This window comes from Pseudomonas mohnii (assembly GCF_900105115.1).
Lineage (GTDB): Bacteria > Pseudomonadota > Gammaproteobacteria > Pseudomonadales > Pseudomonadaceae > Aquipseudomonas > Aquipseudomonas mohnii.
The window spans coordinates 1,934,332-1,950,129 of record NZ_FNRV01000001.1 but is presented as its reverse complement, the minus strand read 5'-3'; the positions used below and the strand labels follow the sequence as shown (position 1 = coordinate 1,950,129).

Annotated in this window: 16 protein-coding genes and 1 pseudogene; 8 read left to right on the top strand and 9 right to left on the bottom strand. The window is 59.1% G+C overall.

The genetic code is table 11. The annotated features are described in order from the left end of the window. The first annotated feature begins 170 nt into the window (after positions 1-170). Both BLV61_RS09155 and BLV61_RS09150 read left to right on the top strand, forming a co-directional pair. The gene (locus tag BLV61_RS09155) at positions 171-1,505 is read left to right on the top strand and encodes a dicarboxylate/amino acid:cation symporter (RefSeq protein WP_047532270.1); all 1,335 of its coding nucleotides are present in this window, start codon (positions 171-173) and stop codon (positions 1,503-1,505) included. A 143-nt stretch (positions 1,506-1,648) separates the two neighbouring features. Next, a complete protein-coding gene (locus BLV61_RS09150; protein ID WP_090464351.1) occupies positions 1,649-2,830 on the top strand; it encodes a CaiB/BaiF CoA transferase family protein in 1,182 nt (393 codons plus the stop codon). A gap of 6 nt (positions 2,831-2,836) precedes the next feature. On the opposite strand, the gene BLV61_RS09145 is transcribed toward BLV61_RS09150, so the two are convergent. After that, on the bottom strand, positions 2,837-3,331 hold the full coding sequence (locus BLV61_RS09145; protein ID WP_047532266.1) for a SprT family zinc-dependent metalloprotease: 495 nt from the start codon (positions 3,329-3,331) through the stop codon (positions 2,837-2,839). Positions 3,332-3,492: 161 nt separating this feature from the next. After that, positions 3,493-4,095, bottom strand: a complete 603-nt coding sequence (locus BLV61_RS09140; RefSeq protein WP_047532264.1) for a Yip1 family protein — start codon at positions 4,093-4,095, stop codon at positions 3,493-3,495. Positions 4,096-4,409: 314 nt separating this feature from the next. On the opposite strand from BLV61_RS09140, the gene ttcA reads away from it, so the two are divergent. Then, on the top strand, positions 4,410-5,234 hold the full coding sequence (gene ttcA, locus BLV61_RS09135) for a tRNA 2-thiocytidine(32) synthetase TtcA (RefSeq protein WP_047532261.1): 825 nt from the start codon (positions 4,410-4,412) through the stop codon (positions 5,232-5,234). 70 nt (positions 5,235-5,304) lie between these two features. Next, entirely contained in the window at positions 5,305-5,979 is a 675-nt protein-coding gene (locus tag BLV61_RS09130; protein ID WP_090464348.1) for a DNA-3-methyladenine glycosylase I, read from the top strand. 43 nt (positions 5,980-6,022) lie between these two features. On the opposite strand, the gene BLV61_RS09125 is transcribed toward BLV61_RS09130, so the two are convergent. The 3 genes from BLV61_RS09125 to arsC are packed head-to-tail and all read right to left on the bottom strand — an operon-like array spanning position 6,023 to position 7,396. Continuing rightward, entirely contained in the window at positions 6,023-6,448 is a 426-nt protein-coding gene (locus BLV61_RS09125) for a DUF2069 domain-containing protein (RefSeq protein ID WP_090464345.1), read from the bottom strand. A 1-nt stretch (position 6,449) separates the two neighbouring features. Next, positions 6,450-7,046, bottom strand: a complete 597-nt coding sequence (gene wrbA, locus BLV61_RS09120) for an NAD(P)H:quinone oxidoreductase (RefSeq protein ID WP_047532255.1) — start codon at positions 7,044-7,046, stop codon at positions 6,450-6,452. Beyond that, on the bottom strand, positions 7,043-7,396 hold the full coding sequence (gene arsC / locus BLV61_RS09115) for an arsenate reductase (glutaredoxin) (protein ID WP_090464342.1): 354 nt from the start codon (positions 7,394-7,396) through the stop codon (positions 7,043-7,045). The genes wrbA and arsC overlap by 4 nt, the downstream gene beginning before the upstream one ends. A gap of 114 nt (positions 7,397-7,510) precedes the next feature. On the opposite strand from arsC, the gene BLV61_RS09110 reads away from it, so the two are divergent. After that, the gene (locus BLV61_RS09110; RefSeq protein ID WP_047532251.1) at positions 7,511-7,978 is read left to right on the top strand and encodes a TlpA disulfide reductase family protein; all 468 of its coding nucleotides are present in this window, start codon (positions 7,511-7,513) and stop codon (positions 7,976-7,978) included. 88 nt (positions 7,979-8,066) lie between these two features. On the opposite strand, the gene BLV61_RS09105 is transcribed toward BLV61_RS09110, so the two are convergent. From BLV61_RS09105 to BLV61_RS09090, 4 genes and pseudogenes are all read right to left on the bottom strand, one after another. Further along, a complete protein-coding gene (locus tag BLV61_RS09105) occupies positions 8,067-8,471 on the bottom strand; it encodes an META domain-containing protein (RefSeq protein ID WP_090464339.1) in 405 nt (134 codons plus the stop codon). Then, positions 8,471-8,905: a hypothetical protein gene (locus BLV61_RS09100; RefSeq protein WP_090464336.1), complete on the bottom strand. Its 435-nt coding sequence runs from the start codon at positions 8,903-8,905 to the stop codon at positions 8,471-8,473. The genes BLV61_RS09105 and BLV61_RS09100 overlap by 1 nt, the downstream gene beginning before the upstream one ends. Before the next feature lie 77 nt (positions 8,906-8,982). Beyond that, positions 8,983-9,975: a 2-hydroxyacid dehydrogenase gene (locus tag BLV61_RS09095; protein WP_047532247.1), complete on the bottom strand. Its 993-nt coding sequence runs from the start codon at positions 9,973-9,975 to the stop codon at positions 8,983-8,985. A 21-nt stretch (positions 9,976-9,996) separates the two neighbouring features. Further along, positions 9,997-12,749 (bottom strand): annotated as a pseudogene (locus BLV61_RS09090) (response regulator). 215 nt (positions 12,750-12,964) lie between these two features. Between BLV61_RS09090 and BLV61_RS09085 the strand changes: the two are divergent. The 3 genes from BLV61_RS09085 to BLV61_RS09075 all read left to right on the top strand — a co-directional run bounded on the left by BLV61_RS09085 (position 12,965) and on the right by BLV61_RS09075 (position 15,721). Beyond that, positions 12,965-13,684, top strand: a complete 720-nt coding sequence (locus BLV61_RS09085; RefSeq protein ID WP_090464332.1) for a response regulator transcription factor — start codon at positions 12,965-12,967, stop codon at positions 13,682-13,684. Next, positions 13,674-15,032: a sensor histidine kinase gene (locus BLV61_RS09080; protein WP_090464329.1), complete on the top strand. Its 1,359-nt coding sequence runs from the start codon at positions 13,674-13,676 to the stop codon at positions 15,030-15,032. Before BLV61_RS09085 ends, BLV61_RS09080 begins: the two co-directional genes overlap by 11 nt. 167 nt (positions 15,033-15,199) lie before the next feature. Further along, the gene (locus tag BLV61_RS09075) at positions 15,200-15,721 is read left to right on the top strand and encodes a hypothetical protein (protein ID WP_047532240.1); all 522 of its coding nucleotides are present in this window, start codon (positions 15,200-15,202) and stop codon (positions 15,719-15,721) included. Positions 15,722-15,798 lie beyond the last annotated feature (77 nt).

Here is a 15,798-nt window from a genome sequence, read left to right as displayed (position 1 = left end):
GGCTTGCAGGGTTTTCGCGGAAGGTGGCATGGGCCTTGCGATACAACGAGCAGATGCCTGCCGTCGCGCGGCTCGAAAAAACAAATCCCTCCAGTGCAGGAGGGTTCGCAATTCAGGTGCCGTGGATAACAGATGGATGTTGTCACCGCGCACTCTTGAGGAACTTTGCAATGACGACTCGTCAGCCACTGTACAAATCCCTGTATTTCCAGGTGATCGTTGCAATTGTCATCGGTATTTTGCTCGGTCACTACTACCCACAGCTCGGTGTGGCCGTTAAGCCGCTGGGTGACGGGTTCATCAAACTGATCAAAATGATCATCGCTCCGATCATCTTCTGCACCGTCGTCAGCGGTATCGCCGGCATGCAGGACATGAAGTCGGTCGGCAAGACCGGTGGTTACGCACTGCTCTACTTCGAAATCGTTTCGACCATCGCTCTGCTGGTGGGTCTGGTTGTGGTCAACATCGTGCAGCCAGGCGCTGGCATGCACATCGATGTCAGCACGCTGGACGCCTCCAAAGTCGCCACCTATGTTGCGGCCGGTGCCGATCAAAGTGTCGTCGGCTTCCTGCTCAACGTGATCCCGACCACCATCGTCGGCGCGTTCGCCACGGGCGACATCCTGCAAGTGCTGATGTTTTCGGTGATCTTCGGTTTCGCCCTGCATCGCCTGGGTGCCTACGGCAAGCCGATCCTCGACTTCATCGATCGCTTCGCCCACGTGATGTTCAACATCATCAACATGATCATGAAGCTCGCGCCAATTGGTGCCTTTGGTGCCATGGCGTTCACCATCGGTGCCTACGGTGTCGGGTCGCTGGTGCAACTGGGTCAGTTGATGGCCTGCTTCTACATCACTTGCCTGCTGTTCATCCTGATCGTGCTGGGCGCTATCGCTCGCGCTCACGGTTTCAGCGTGCTGAAAGTGATCCGCTACATCCGTGAAGAACTGCTGATCGTGCTGGGCACTTCGTCCTCGGAATCGGTACTGCCCCGCATGCTGATCAAGATGGAGCGTCTGGGGGCGCAGAAATCCGTGGTGGGTCTGGTGATCCCGACCGGTTACTCGTTCAACCTCGACGGCACTGCGATCTACCTGACCATGGCGGCCGTGTTCATTGCCCAGGCCACCGATACTCACATGGATATCACCCACCAGATCACCTTGCTGGTGGTACTGCTGCTGTCCTCCAAGGGCGCTGCGGGCGTGACCGGCAGTGGTTTCATCGTACTGGCCGCCACCCTGTCCGCCGTGGGTCACCTGCCGGTTGCCGGTCTGGCGCTGATCCTCGGTATCGACCGTTTCATGTCCGAAGCCCGTGCGCTGACCAACCTGGTGGGCAACGCCGTTGCCACATTGGTGGTGGCCAAGTGGGTCAAGGAACTGGACACTGACGTGATGCACGCCGAGCTGGCCTCGGGCGGTCGCGGCATTGCCGATGAACCTAAGGACGATGTCCTGGGCCACGTCGAAGGGGCAACCCCGACTAACGCCAAGTAAACCTTGTCATGATGAAAAAACCCGCTTCGGCGGGTTTTTTTTGCCCGCGACCTGAGCACAAGGGTCACCGTCACTGGCACATTAGGTGATTGCCCCTGAGCGTCTGGCTGCCTAGTCTGGGGCATCGTCTAGGGAGAACATTCATGGTTGGTCCACTGGCATCACTCAAGGTTCTGGATTTTTCGACACTACTGCCCGGGCCGTTCGCCTCGCTGCTGCTGGCGGATATGGGCGCCGAGGTCCTGCGCATCGAGTCGCCGACTCGCATGGACCTGCTGCGCGTGCTGCCACCCCATGACCGGGGCGTTTCCGCCAGTCATGCCTACCTCAATCGCAACAAGCGCAGCCTGGCGATGGACCTCAAGCAACCCGAGGCGCTGGACGTGATCAAACAGCTGCTGCAGGACTACGACATCGTCCTTGAGCAATTTCGCCCTGGCGTCATGGAACGATTGGGCCTGGGCTATGAAGCCTTGAAAGCGATCAATCCGAAGCTGATTTACGTGTCGATCACCGGTTACGGGCAGACCGGCCCCTACAAGGATCGCGCCGGACATGACATTAACTACCTGGCCCTGGCTGGGCTATCAAGCTACACCGGCCGCGCTGACAGTGGGCCGCTGCCCTTGGGCGCCCAGGTGGCGGATGTCGCCGGTGGCTCGCTGCACGGGGTGATCGGCCTGTTGGCGGCGGTGATCGCTCGGCAGCAAACCGGCCTGGGGCAATACCTGGATGTGAGCATGACCGATTGTGCGTTCAGTCTGAACGCCATGGCCGGAGCCGGGTATCTGGCCTGTGGCGTTGAGCCGGGTCGGGAAGACCAGATGCTCAATGGCGGCAGTTTCTACGACTATTACCGCTCGCGGGACGGGCGCTGGTTGTCGGTGGGCAGCCTGGAACCGGACTTCATGAAACGGCTGTGCACGGCCTTGGGGCTGGAGGAACTGGCCAACCTCGGCTTATCGCCGCAACCGGCCCCGCAAAAGCGCCTCAAGGACGCGCTGAAGGTCGAGTTCGAGAAGCATGATTTTGCCGAGTTGTGTGCAATGTTTGCCGGTCTGGATGCCTGTGTCGAACCGGTGTTGAGTCTGAGCGAGGCGGTGCAGCATCCACAAATGCAGGCGCGGGAATTGGTGACCGAGGTGCCACGGGGGGATGGTACGAGCCAGCTGCAGATGGCGTGTCCATTGAAGTTTTCGCAAGGTTTGCCGCAACCCGGACATATTGGCGCGACGCTGGGGCAGCATACGGATCAGGTGTTGGATGAGTTGGGGTATAGCGTTGAGCGGATTGCTGAATTGCGGCGTGCCAAAGTGGTTCTCTAGCGTCCACTACTCGACCCGCATTTCCCCGCTGAACACCAACGTGCTTCGACACCGCCGACACAAATACCGTCGGCCCTGTCGTACCAGGCTATGGCGCTGCGCCGAAAACGGAAAGTCACTGTCTGCGCACGGGCATTTATAGATGTAACGGGTCACGCTGCGGCGTTTGACGTCATAGGTGTGGCAGCGGTTGGGCGGCAGTTCGTACACGCCACGCATGATCAATTGCCATTCTTCGCCATGGGGCTGGATGCGGTCGCCGAACAGTTGATGGGCAATCAGGTGCGCGACTTCGTGGGCTACCGTCTGCTTGAGGAAATCTTCGGTGTTTTCCCGATACAGTTGCGGGTTGAAGCGCAGCAGGTTCTCGTGCAGATGCGCGACACCGGCTTTTTGCCCGCGCAGCTTGAGGCTTACCACGGGGCGTTTGAAAGTTCGTTTGAAAAAGGATTCGGCTTGTTGGAAACAGTCTTCGACGCGGATATTGAGTTGCTCGGGCATGCTTGATGGATCTCCAGAGGTGTCGAGTATGCCGCAACCCTCGAGCCTTGCGAATCGCCGAAGCGCCGAATGGTTGTTGCCGTTGTCTGTACTGGAGGCATTAAAAGGCCGCCTTGCGGCGGCCGGTGTGTCGGCAGATCTAGTTTTTGGAGGGTGTGTTGCTAATTGGTATAGATCGGCCCCACGCCGAGTCCCCAGACGATCACGGTGAACGCCATGATGGCCACCAGCACCACCAGGCCTACGGCAAGTACTGAACTGGAAAACAGAAAGCCTTCGTCGGATGGAATGTTCATGAACGTCGGCAAGCCGACATACAACAGGTAAACGGTGTAGCAGATCGCCGCAGTGCCGACGATCATTCCCAGCCACATGTGCGGGTACAGTGCCGCAAGGCCGCCAATGAACAGCGGGGTTGCGGTGTAGGTGGCAAATGCCACGCAACGCGCCAGGCTTGGATTGGCATCATAGGTGCGGGCCATCCAGTGGATGAACGCGCCCATGACTGCCACGCCGCCCAGCATGGCCAGGTACGACATGATGGTCATCCATAGCGCGCTCTCTTGGGTCAGCATCACCGGCGCTCGATTGCCGATGACCCAGCCGACCTGTGTGGTGCCGATAAACGCCGACACCGCGGGAATCGCCGCCAGAATCAGTGTGTGGGTCAGGTACATGTGGCTGATGCTTTCCTCCTGGTCGCCACGGATTTCTTTCCATTCCTGATCAGGGTGGGTGAAAAGCCCCACTACGTGATGGATCATGCCAGTCACTCCTCTTGTTTTTACCGTCGCCCCCCAGTGGAGCGCTTACGGGCCAAATTGGCCAAGTAAGTTACAGGTCTGGATATGAATGCGACCTTATGTCGCAGTATAGGAAGGAGTTTCCCTTGAGGGAGTAGGGGTATTAGAGCAAATCGCGCTGTAAACGCGCGTCTTAATCGCCGTAGAGTCTGTGCAGGACCGAATTTACGGGGAGGGAGCTGGCTCGCTGGCCACATGGGCCCCGAGGGCCTTCGCCAGCGGAGTGTTTTTGCGTAAAATGCCGGCCTTTCGTCACACCTCACGGATTTCGCGTCATGGGCACTCTTACGGTCAACCAGAACAAACTGCAAAAGCGCCTTCGCCGTCAGGCCGGTGAGGCAGTTGCCGACTTCAACATGATTGAAGACGGTGACAAAGTCATGGTCTGCCTGTCCGGTGGCAAGGACAGCTACACCATGCTCGATGTGCTGATGCACTTGCAGAAGGTGGCGCCGATCAAGTTCGAGATCGTGGCGGTGAACATGGATCAGAAGCAACCGGGCTTCCCTGAGCACGTGCTGCCGGCCTACCTCAAAGAGCTGGGCATCGAGTACCACATTGTCGAGAAAGACACTTACTCGGTGGTCAAGGAGCTGATTCCGGAGGGCAAGACCACCTGCTCGCTGTGCTCGCGCCTGCGTCGCGGCACGCTCTATACCTTCGCCGACGAAATCGGCGCGACCAAAATGGCGCTCGGCCACCATCGTGACGACATTGTCGAGACGTTTTTCCTGAACATGTTCTTCAACGGGTCGCTCAAGGCCATGCCGCCAAAACTGCGCGCCGACGATGGCCGCAACGTGGTGATCCGCCCTCTGGCCTACTGCAACGAAAAAGACATCCAGGCCTATTCGGACCTCAAGCAATTTCCGATCATCCCGTGCAACCTCTGCGGCTCCCAGGAAAACCTGCAGCGTCAGGTGGTCAAGGAAATGCTGCAGGACTGGGAGCGCAAGACCCCGGGTCGTACCGAGAGCATTTTCCGCAGTCTGCAGAACGTGATCCCGTCGCAATTGGCAGACCGCAACCTGTTCGACTTCACCAACCTCAAGATCGACGAAACGGCGGCTTCGCGCTTCGTCAATGTGGTCAATCTCTAACCACAATCAATACAGGAGAGAGCAAGCTCGCTCCTGTATTTGGCTTTCGTTTCAATCCTCAGGAGAGGGCATGCGCGACTACAAGTGGCTGAACGAATACTGCTTGAACCGTTTCGGTTCGGCGGCTGAACTGGAAGCCCATCTGCCCGTTCCCAAGACCCCGGCGCAATTGCGCAAAATCGGCGACGATCGCTACCTCTCGACCATGGCGTTGCGTGTATTCCGCGCCGGGCTCAAGCACAGCCTGGTGGACGCCAAGTGGCCGGCCTTCGAAGAGGTATTCTTCAAGTTTGACCCGGAAAAAGTCGTGCTGATGAGCGCCGAACACCTGGAGCGCCTGATGCAGGACGCGCGGATCATCCGCCACCTGGGCAAGCTCAAGAGCGTGCCGCGCAATGCGCAGTTCGTACTGGATGTGGCCCATGAAAAGGGCAGCTTCGGCGCGATGATCGCCGATTGGCCGGTGACCGATATCGTCGGGCTCTGGACCTTCCTGAAAAAGCGTGGCCATCAGTTGGGCGGTCTGTCGGCGCCGCGTTTTCTTCGCATGGTTGGCAAAGACACCTTTGTGCCGAGCTATGACGTGGTGGCGGCATTGAATGCGCAGAACATCATTGACAAGGTGCCCAGCAGCCAGCGGGATCTGGCGTTGGTGCAGGGTGTGTTCAACCAGTGGCATGAGGAAAGTGGCGGACGGCCGATGAGCCAGATTTCGATGATGCTGGCTTACACCGTGAATCATTGAGACCGAGTCGAACTATCGCGGGCGAGCCCGCGATGGCTTCAGATCAGGCGGCAGAGATTTCGCCTTCGCCCGCCCGCTTGCGGTTCAACTGATACCGCCAGCGCACATACAACAGTGCCGAGCAGAACACGGCCAGGCTCGCGCCCATCTCCAGCAAGCCGAAAATCTGCCGGTTCGGGTCATAGGCAGCCAACGCGCCCTTGATGAAATACAGGTTCACCACAAAGCACATCCATGAATGTCCACGGGCGCTGCCGATGATCATTCCCGGCGCCAGCAACAGCAGCGGCACCAGTTCGATCAGCAGGATCACCCAAGGCCGCGCACCGTGCAGATCGGCGACCGCCAGGTAGTAGACGCAAAGCAGCCCCACCAGCCCGAAAAAGCACAGCAGGCTGATGAAACGCATGGCCCGGACCCGGGGGGCGAGCCACTCGATGGAAGGCAGGATCTTCGGCTTCTTGGCCACTTCAGCGCTCCAGTTTCTGGGCAGTCTTGGCCAGGCGTGAGCCCAGCGCGCGGCACAGCGCCACTTCATGGGCATCCAGAGCGCTTTTGCCGTCGGCACCCGCATGGTGGCTGGCGCCATACGGTGTGCCGCCACCCTGGGTTTCCAGCAGCGCCGATTCGCTATACGGCAGGCCGGTAATCAGCATACCGTGGTGCAGCAACGGCAACATCATCGACAGCAGCGTGGTTTCCTGGCCGCCATGCAGGCTCGCCGTGGACGTAAAGACCCCGGCCGGTTTGCCGACGAGGGCGCCGGTCAGCCACAGGTTGCTGGTGCCGTCGAGAAAATACTTGAGCGGCGCCGCCATGTTGCCGAAGCGGGTGGGGCTGCCCATTGCCAGGCCGGCGCAGTTCTTCAGGTCGTCGAGGGTGGCGTAGAGCGCGCCTTCGTCCGGAATCTCTGGCGATACGGCTTCGCATTCGGTGGAGATCGCCGGCACCGTGCGCAACCGCGCCTCAAGGCCGGCCTGTTCGACGCCCCGGGCAATCTGCCGGGCCATTTCGTTGGTCGAGCCACTGCGGCTGTAGTACAGCACCAGAATGTAGGGCGCAGTCACGGCAGCAGCTCCAGAATCTGCTCCGGCGGACGGCCGATGACGGCTTTGTCGCCGACTTCGAGAATCGGACGCTCCATCAGTTTAGGGTGAGCGGCGATGGCGGCGATCAATTGCGCCTCGCTCAGGCTGCTGTCGGCCAGGTTGAGGCTCTTGTACTCGTCCTCGCCAGTGCGCAGCAGTTGTCGGGCGCTGATCCCGAGTTTGCCCAGCAGGCTCTGGATTTGTGCGGTGTCCAGTGGCGTTTCGAGGTAGCGCACCACCGACGGCGTCAGGCCACGGGATTCAAGCAGTTCGAGCGCACCGCGGGATTTCGAGCAGCGCGGGTTGTGATAAAGCGTCAGATCGGTCATGAGCGGGTCGCATCTTGCGTAAGGTGGCGGCTATTCTAACTGTGCAGCGCGCATTCCTGAACCGCGAGAGGCGATGGGTCGCAGGCGCATTCAATTTTTGACAAGGAACACGACATGACAAGGCGACTGGCAGCGGCATTGACGATCATCGGGGCGTTGATGCTGGGGGGTTGCGGTAATGACTACGGCATTGACCAGAACGGACAGAAAGTCGCCGCCGATCGTCTGGACGGTAAGTGGCTGGTACTCAACTATTGGGCGGAATGGTGCGGCCCGTGCCGCACCGAGATTCCGGAATTGAACCACTTGGCCGACCAACTCAAGGACAAGAAGATCGGTGTATTCGGGGTCAATTTCGACAATGTACAGGGCGAAGATCTGAAAGGTGCCAGCGAGAAACTCGGGATCAAGTTCACCGTGTTGGCGCAGGATCCAGCCGATTTGTTCGAACTTCCACGCAGCGAGGCGTTGCCGGTGACGTACATCATCGATAACAAGGGCAAGGTGCGCGAACAATTGATGGGCGAGCAAACGGCGGCGGGGGTGATGGCGAAGCTGGAGGCGTTGCAGGCTAAAAACTGACTTTAACGATGTGAACGCTTGTGGCGAGGGGCTGTCGGATCGCCGCACCCTCGCCACAGTCATTCACATGAGCGGGACAGGGGGTTGATCAACCTTCTTCAAGCCACCAGCGCAGCGGCTTGCCTTCAGCCGGCCAGAAGCGCATCTGGTCAATCGGCGAAACGTCCCAACGCTGTACATTCTCCAGCGCCTGGAGGAAACGTTTTTCTTGCTCCATCAGCGCCGGCGCGCAGAGTTTGCGGGTGCTGCCGACTTTGCCAAAACTGAGCTTGTTGCCTTCCAGCGTGTACGGCGCGAACCAGTGGTTGCAGCCGCCGCTACCGTAGGCCCGACCGTCGTCAGCGAGGGTGATGGTCAGGTGGCTGTAATCCATCAGGGGACGTTCGCCGATCCACTCCAGGATGTAGCTACGATTTTGTTGCAATTGCACCGGCTCGGCGGCGCAGCCAAACAGGCTGGCACCGACCATCGCGGTCAGAGCGAGGCGTTTCATCACGCGGGCTCCTGGCATTTCGGGCACAGGTGTTTCTCGCCAACGGACTTCCAGCCCAGCTCGGCAATCCGCGCAGTGGCCGCAGGTTTTTCCGCTTTATTGCCCAGTTTGGCGTCGACCGCGAACTCGAAACTCAATTCTTTGGCGCAGCTGTCACAGTTCACTTGCCAAGTGTGGATCGCCAATTCGCCGAACACCGGACCACTGGCCACCGCGACCCATTGGCCGGGCGGGTTGATCAGGTGGCGAACCGTTTCGACGGTCAGGCGCATGGACAAGTCCTTGGCGCCTTTGAGGGTCACGATCAGCACGTCGTTGTTACGAATCGAGCCGCCGTTGCCGGTGACTTGATAACGCCCCGGCACCAGGGCGCGGCATTCGGTGAGGGTGTGTTGCGGGTTCATCAGGTTGTAGCGGAAATCGTGTTCGACCATGGGTCCTCCAAATATGCGCGATATGCTAGCACGGGCATACGCGCAGCATGGCGCGGGCATATGACCTTCGATCAGGTTCAGTCGCCCTCGACCCGATTTTCGGGGTTGCCTGCCATCCATGCCGCGATGTTCTGCAGGGTGGTCGCGGCAATCGCGCCCAGGGCTTCGCGGGTCAGGAACGCCTGGTGCGCGGTCACGATCACGTTGGGGAACGTCAGCAGTCGCGCCAGCACATCGTCCTGCAATGGCAAATCGGAACGGTCTTCGAAGAACAGCTGCGCTTCCTCCTCATAGACATCCAGCCCCAGATAACCCAATTGACCATCCTTCAAGGCATCGATCAACGCAGGTGTATCCACCAAGCCACCGCGTCCGGTGTTGATCAGCATCGCGCCCGGCTGCATGTGCGCCAGTGATTCGCGGTTGATCAAATGTTTGCTCTCTTTGTTGAGCGGGCAATGCAAGCTGATGATCTGCGACTCGGCCAGCAGTTGCGGCAAGCTCAGATAACGAGCGCCCAGTGCTTCGACTTCGGGGTTGGGAAAAGGGTCGTAGGCCAACAGCTTGCAACCGAAGCCGTTCATGATTCTGGCGAAGGTCGCGCCGATTTGCCCGGTGCCGACCACGCCGACAGTCTTGCCCACGAGGTCGAAACCGGTCAGCCCGTGCAGGCTGAAATCGCCTTCGCGGGTGCGGTTGTAGGCGCGGTGCAAGCGGCGGTTGAGCGCCAATATCAGTGCCACCGCATGTTCGGCCACCGCGTGCGGCGAATAGGCCGGGACGCGCACAATCGCCAGCCCCAGGCGTTTCGCCGCCGCCAGGTCGACATGGTTGTAACCGGCCGAGCGCAGGGCGATCAGCCGGGTGCCGCCCGCAGCAAGGCGTTCGAGCACCGGGGCGCCGAGGTCATCATTGATGAAGGCGCAGACCACCTCGTGCTGCTCGGCCAATGCCACCGTATCGAGGCTCAGGCGTGCCGATTGAAAGTGCAACTCGATATCGGCGGGCAGGTCTGCGGCGAGAAAACTGTCGCGGTCGTAGGTCTGGCTGCTGAAAAGAATCGTGCGCATGTTGTCCTCCTGGAAAGTGCATCAGGCGTTGATCCGCGCCTGGACGGCCAGGCGATTGATCGCCCGGTCGAGTTCTTCGAGAGCGCCAAAGGCCCTCGGGTCCTGTTGCTTGAGCAGGGTTTCGCTGCGCTGGCAGGCGGCGCGCAGTTGTGGAACGCCGCAATAGCGGGTGGCGCCATGCAGACGATGGACCCGTTCGATCAGGGCATTGTGGTCGTGGCTTTCCTGAGCCTGACGGATCGCTTCACGGTCGGCTTCCAGCGAGGCCAACAGCATCGCCAGCATGTCCGCCGCCAGGTCGGCCTTGCCCGCCGCCAGGCGTAAACCCTCATCGTGATCGAGCACCTGCAACTCAAAGGCACTGCCGTGGCTGTCGCCCAAGCGCTCCGGATGCTGGTTGCGCAGCGCCAGGCCACTCCATTTCAGCACCACTTGCGCCAGTTGCCGCTCGCTGATCGGTTTGGTCAGGTAGTCGTCCATGCCGCTTTGCAGCAACGCCCGTTTTTCGTTGGCCATGGCATGGGCGGTGAGGGCGATGATGGGCAATGGCGTGCAATGACGATCGCTCTCCCACTGACGGATCGCTTCGGTGCTCTGGCGCCCATCCATGCCGGGCATCTGCACGTCCATCAGCACCAGATCAAACGTCTCGCTCTGCACCGCTTTGATCGCGGCATAACCACTTTCCACCGCGAGCACCTTGGCGCCCATGTCTTCGAGCAGGGTTTGCACCAGCAGCAGATTGGCCGGGTTGTCGTCAACGCACAGCACCTTTGGCGCGCGGCTGGAAACCGGTTCTTCGGGTTCGCTGCGCAGTTGGCGCGGGTTGACCAGATCGGACAGCGCACGACGCAGTTTACGGGTGCAGGCCGGTTTGGCCTGCAGTTGACTGTGAGGGTTGGGTACCGAGAGATGGAACAGCGTCTGCTCAGTGGTCGGGCACAGCACCAGCACTTTGCAGCCCAGGTGCTCGAGGTCCCAGATGTACTGGTTCAGGCGTTCCGGCGGCATGTCATTGCTGGTGACACCCAATACCGCCAGATCGATCGCCTGTTCGGTCTGGTGGGCGCCGGTCACGCCGTTGGTCAGGCTTTCCAGGGTGTTGAACGGTGTGACGTCGAGTCCACAGTCTTCCAATTGGTGCTGCAACGCCTGGCGGGCCAGTTCGTGGTTTTCCAGTACCGCCACGCGTCGTCCCATCAGTGGAGGGCCGGGCAGGTCTTCGGCATCGTCGCGGGTCTTGGGCAAGCTGAGGCTGATCCAGAATTCCGACCCCTCTCCCGGCGTGCTGTCGACGCCGATTTCTCCGCCCATCTGTTCGATCAGGCGCTTGGAAATCACCAGCCCCAGACCGGTGCCACCCGGTTGCCGCGCCAGCGAATTGTCGGCCTGACTGAAGGCCTGGAACAGCGCGCGTACGTCCTGGTTAGACAGACCGATGCCGGTGTCCTGAATACTGATGCGCAGTTGCACACTGTCTTCGTGTTCGTCTTCGAGCATGGCCCGGGCGACGATGGTGCCTTCGCGGGTGAACTTGATCGCGTTGCTCACGAGGTTGGTGAGGATCTGTTTGAGCCGCAGCGGATCGCCCACCAGCGACAGCGGTGTGTCGCGGTAGACCAGGCTCACCAGTTCCAACTGCTTGGCGTGGGCGGCGGGGGCGAGGATGGTCAGGGTGTCCTGCAGCAGGTCGCGCAGGTTGAACGGAATATGGTCGAGCACCAGTTTGCCGGCCTCGATTTTCGAGAAGTCGAGAATCTCGTTGATGATCCCCAGCAGGTTGTCGGCTGATTTTTCGATGGTACCCAGGTAGTCGAGCTGGCGCGGGGTCAGTTCGCTTTTTTGCAGCAGATGAGTGAAACCGAGAATGCCGTTGAGCGGCGTACGAATTTCATGGCTCATGTTGGCCAGGAACTCGGATTTGATCCGGCTCGCCTCCAGCGCTTCCTTGCGCGCCAGATCGAGTTCGATGTTCTGGATTTCGATGGTTTCGAGGTTCTGACGCACGTCTTCAGTGGCCTGATCGATGCTGTGCTGCAATTCTTCCTGGGCATTTTGCAGGGTGCCAGCCATGCGGTTGATCCCTGACGCCAGCTCGTCCAGCTCCTGGCTGCCGAGGGGGGCAGACGGGTTTCCAGATGCCCATCCTTGAGCTGAGCCACGGCTTGCTTGATCTGAGTCAGCGGTCGATTGATGGTGCGGCCCATGCGCAATGCCAGCAGCGCCGCGCCACTCAGGCCGGCCGCAATCATCAACAGGCTGGCAAACAAGCTGCGATAACCGCGCAGCAACATACCGTTGTGGGACAGTTCGAGCTCGACCCAGCCCAGCAGGCGGTCGGCTTCATCGGGAATCAGGTCGCCGGCCAGGTTGCGGTGCTTGCCGAATACCGGAAGCAGATAACGCGTTGCGTCGCTGCCACTGCGGCGCAGCATTTGCGAGCCATCACCCAGCGGTGCCGGGTTGAGCATGGTCGGGCCCGCGTGGGCCAATGGCGTGCGGTCCGGCGCGAGGAAGGTCACCGCACGCACATCCGGTTGTTCCAGGGACTGCGTGGCGATGCGCTCAAGCAACTCACTGTTCTTGTGCCCCATGGCCGGAGCCACCAGCGGTGCCAGTTGCTCGGCGATCATTTCGCCGCGCTGCATGAGTTGGGTTTGCAGGTCGGATTGCTGCATCCAGGTAAAATAACCGCCCAGAACCAAGGCCATCAGGCTGGTCGGCAACAGGGTCAGCAACAGCACGCGGCCTTTAATTCCCAGTTTCTTGAGCACGCATCTCTCCTGCATCCCGCTATTTATAGAGCTGCACGTGCTTCCGGCACGTACCACTTGCGCAGTGTAGCGATTTGCAGGCGGGCAATCTTTGTAAAATTGATGTCGTCATTCGTCGGTCAGCCCGACACTTTTGCGTTGAGGACATGGCCTTGGGTTGCCGTCGTCGGCACAATCTTGAATAATTATCAACTGAGAATTATTTGCAGATACTCATGACGCCCATTGCAGCTGGCTCCCCCCGCATCCTTTCCATTGAAGACGACCTCGTCCTTGGTGCTTATGTTCATGAGCATCTGGGCCGTAGCGGCTTTCAGGTGACCTGGTGCCAGAACGGCCAGGAAGGCCTGAACGCGGCCCGCGAGCAAGCGTTCGATGTGGTGCTGATGGATATTTTGCTGCCGGGGCTGGATGGATTGTCGGTGCTGACGCAACTGCGCCGGAGCCATTCCACTCCAGTGTTGTTGATGTCCGCGCTCGGCGCCGAGGCGGATCGGATCAGCGGCTTTCGTTTGGGTGCCGATGATTACTTGCCCAAACCCTTCAGCATGCTCGAGTTGCGGGTGCGAATCGAGGCGATCCTGCGCCGGGTCGCACTCGACCGTCGACCGATGCCGGAAGCGATTGCTCCTGCGGTGGACAGTCTTCGTTTCGATGATGAGCGCTTCGACGTTATTTATGGCGGGCAGGCTGCCGGCCTGACCCGTAGCGAATATCGGCTGCTGGAAACCCTGAATCGCAACGGCGACGAAGTGTTGAGCAAGGCTTTCCTTTATCAGCATGTGCTGCAACGCGGCTACGCAGCCCATGACCGTAGCCTGGACATGCACATCAGCCAGATTCGCCGCAAGCTCAAGGCCATCGATTACACCGAGCGGGAAGTGCGCACGGTCTGGGGCAAGGGTTACACCTTGAGTGTCAGCGATGACCTATAACTTGCCGGGCCGGCATTCGCTGTTCTGGAAACTGGCTTGCCTGTTAGTGGCGTTCTGTTTGCTGATGATCTGGTTGAGTTGGTCCTGGGGGCGCTATATGGAAGAGCAAAACCAGTATCTGTCAGATGAGGCTCGCAGCACCTTGAACCGCTATGCCTCCGAAGCCGAGCAGGCGTGGCAGCAGGGGCGGCAGGCGGGCGTCGATGGCTGGTTGAAAAAAATGCAACTGCAGGAGTCGGGCTGGGTTGGCGTCATCGATGGAGATTTGCAGTCGCTGAGCAGCCAGCCTCTGACCGACGAGGAAGTCCAGCACCTGACCTTTCTGCGTCGTGTCGATTGGCCCATTCACCGCAAGGGCCTGCCGTGGCTGCGTCTGCCGTTTCCCGGCGATCCTTACGCCGGCAGCCTGGTCATCGAGTTGCCCCAGCGGTTCATGCCGGGGCGCTACAAAGTCTTCTGGCGTGTGATCACCAATGGGGTGATTCCGGGGCTGTTCACATTACTGCTGTGTGTCGGCCTTTACCGTCTGCTGGTGGTGCCGCTCAATCACCTGCGTGAGCAGGCCAATGCCTGGCGTGCAGACCAATTAAATGTGCGACTGTCGAGCAGCACCACCAATCGAGCGGATGAATTGGGCGAGCTGGGCAGGGCGTTCGATCACATGTCCGAGCGCCTGCAAAGCACGGTGGCTTTGCAACAGCAATTGCTGCGCGATCTGTCCCATGAATTGCGCACGCCGCTGAGCCGCCTGCGAGTAGCCAGTGAAAGCGAACAAAGTCTGACGCAACTGCGCGAACGCATAGGACGCGAAGTCGACGGTATGCAACGCCTGGTCGAAGACACATTGCAATTGGCCTGGCTCGACACCGAGCGCACCCGACTGCCCGATGAAGCGATCCAGGTTCAGGCGCTGTGGGAAATGCTCGCGGAAAACGCCTGCTATGAAAGTGGCTGGCCGGCGCATCAACTGCAGTGCACGGTGGATGCGTCCTGTTGGGTTCGCGGACATCTCAATACGCTGGCTCAAGCGCTGGAAAACATGCTGCGTAATGCGATTCGCCATTCACCTTCCAGTGGCATTGTCCGGCTTGCCGGGCAGCGTGAGGGTGACTATTGGCATCTGTGGCTGGAGGATCAGGGTAGCGGCGTGGCGGAAGCCGATCTGGAGCGGATCTTCCTGCCATTTACCCGCCTCGACGGCTCGCGGCCAGGGGATGGAGGTTTTGGGTTGGGATTGAGTATTGCGAGGAATGCGGTGCAACGTCAGGGAGGGAATCTTTGGGCGCAGAACACCAAGCATGGGTTGCGGATTAATATGCGGTTATTGGCTGATAAAACGCCAGTTTAATATGGCAAAAGCCGGATTGGGGCTGTGCTCATACAACTGACTCGGAAATATCCTACATTGCGAGAAGTGCTTGGTGTATGAGAGTTCTGAAATGAGAGAAGCGACCTCAAGGCTTTAATGTGACGGGCGATACCTACCTTGCAGATCAATATGAAGGAGGACCGCTAATGGATGTCATAATAAGAACACCCGCCCTATCAATGCAGGCTGATGCCTATGTCATCAAGAATCCTTACGAAACAAAAAATTCTCATACAATAACTAAAGCCTCTGATGCTGCTGATGTATTGAATTTGACAAGCGAGTCTGAAATAGAGGCGTTGAAAGAATTGATAAAGGGATGCGATTTTACGTCGATAAGTACCAACCAGCTCGCAAGGATTGGATCAAGGCTCAGTGAGCTTGATTTGATAGATGAACACGTGGCTTGCGCTTTTATATCGGGGAATATGGCGACTGATAAAAATGGTCATCAAACTGAGAAGGACGCCAAGTATAATGCTATTGCCATGTTTAACCAGATGCTGGGTGATAACAAGGCATACGCCCGCGAATGGCCTATGTATGCTCATCAGGAGTCATTCAAGATCGTGACGAGAATGCTGCTGGGCGCCAATCAGGCGATAAACGCACTCTCCTATTTTGCGAACTCATCCGGAAATGATCTGTTCATCAGCATTCAGGCTTGAGTAAGTCGGTACCCGGCAGTATTGATGGGTACCGACAAGCTATTGCTCATCGAGCATAGCGTGTGGTCCCGGAGTAT

Excerpts from the sequence above, each read along its gene's own strand:
- BLV61_RS09075 (WP_047532240.1), top strand. The coding sequence starts at position 15,200 with ATGGATGTCATAATAAGAACACCCGCCCTATCAATGCAGGCTGATGCC.
- BLV61_RS09080 (WP_090464329.1), top strand. The coding sequence starts at position 13,674 with ATGACCTATAACTTGCCGGGCCGGCATTCGCTGTTCTGGAAACTGGCT.
- BLV61_RS09155 (WP_047532270.1), top strand. The coding sequence starts at position 171 with ATGACGACTCGTCAGCCACTGTACAAATCCCTGTATTTCCAGGTGATC.
- BLV61_RS09100 (WP_090464336.1), bottom strand. The coding sequence starts at position 8,905 with ATGGTCGAACACGATTTCCGCTACAACCTGATGAACCCGCAACACACC.
- arsC (WP_090464342.1), bottom strand. The coding sequence starts at position 7,396 with ATGACCGATCTGACGCTTTATCACAACCCGCGCTGCTCGAAATCCCGC.
- BLV61_RS09150 (WP_090464351.1), top strand. The coding sequence starts at position 1,649 with ATGGTTGGTCCACTGGCATCACTCAAGGTTCTGGATTTTTCGACACTA.
- BLV61_RS09105 (WP_090464339.1), bottom strand. The coding sequence starts at position 8,471 with ATGAAACGCCTCGCTCTGACCGCGATGGTCGGTGCCAGCCTGTTTGGC.
- BLV61_RS09095 (WP_047532247.1), bottom strand. The coding sequence starts at position 9,975 with ATGCGCACGATTCTTTTCAGCAGCCAGACCTACGACCGCGACAGTTTT.
- BLV61_RS09145 (WP_047532266.1), bottom strand. The coding sequence starts at position 3,331 with ATGCCCGAGCAACTCAATATCCGCGTCGAAGACTGTTTCCAACAAGCC.
- BLV61_RS09085 (WP_090464332.1), top strand. The coding sequence starts at position 12,965 with ATGACGCCCATTGCAGCTGGCTCCCCCCGCATCCTTTCCATTGAAGAC.
- ttcA (WP_047532261.1), top strand. The coding sequence starts at position 4,410 with ATGGGCACTCTTACGGTCAACCAGAACAAACTGCAAAAGCGCCTTCGC.
- BLV61_RS09130 (WP_090464348.1), top strand. The coding sequence starts at position 5,305 with ATGCGCGACTACAAGTGGCTGAACGAATACTGCTTGAACCGTTTCGGT.
- BLV61_RS09110 (WP_047532251.1), top strand. The coding sequence starts at position 7,511 with ATGACAAGGCGACTGGCAGCGGCATTGACGATCATCGGGGCGTTGATG.
- BLV61_RS09140 (WP_047532264.1), bottom strand. The coding sequence starts at position 4,095 with ATGATCCATCACGTAGTGGGGCTTTTCACCCACCCTGATCAGGAATGG.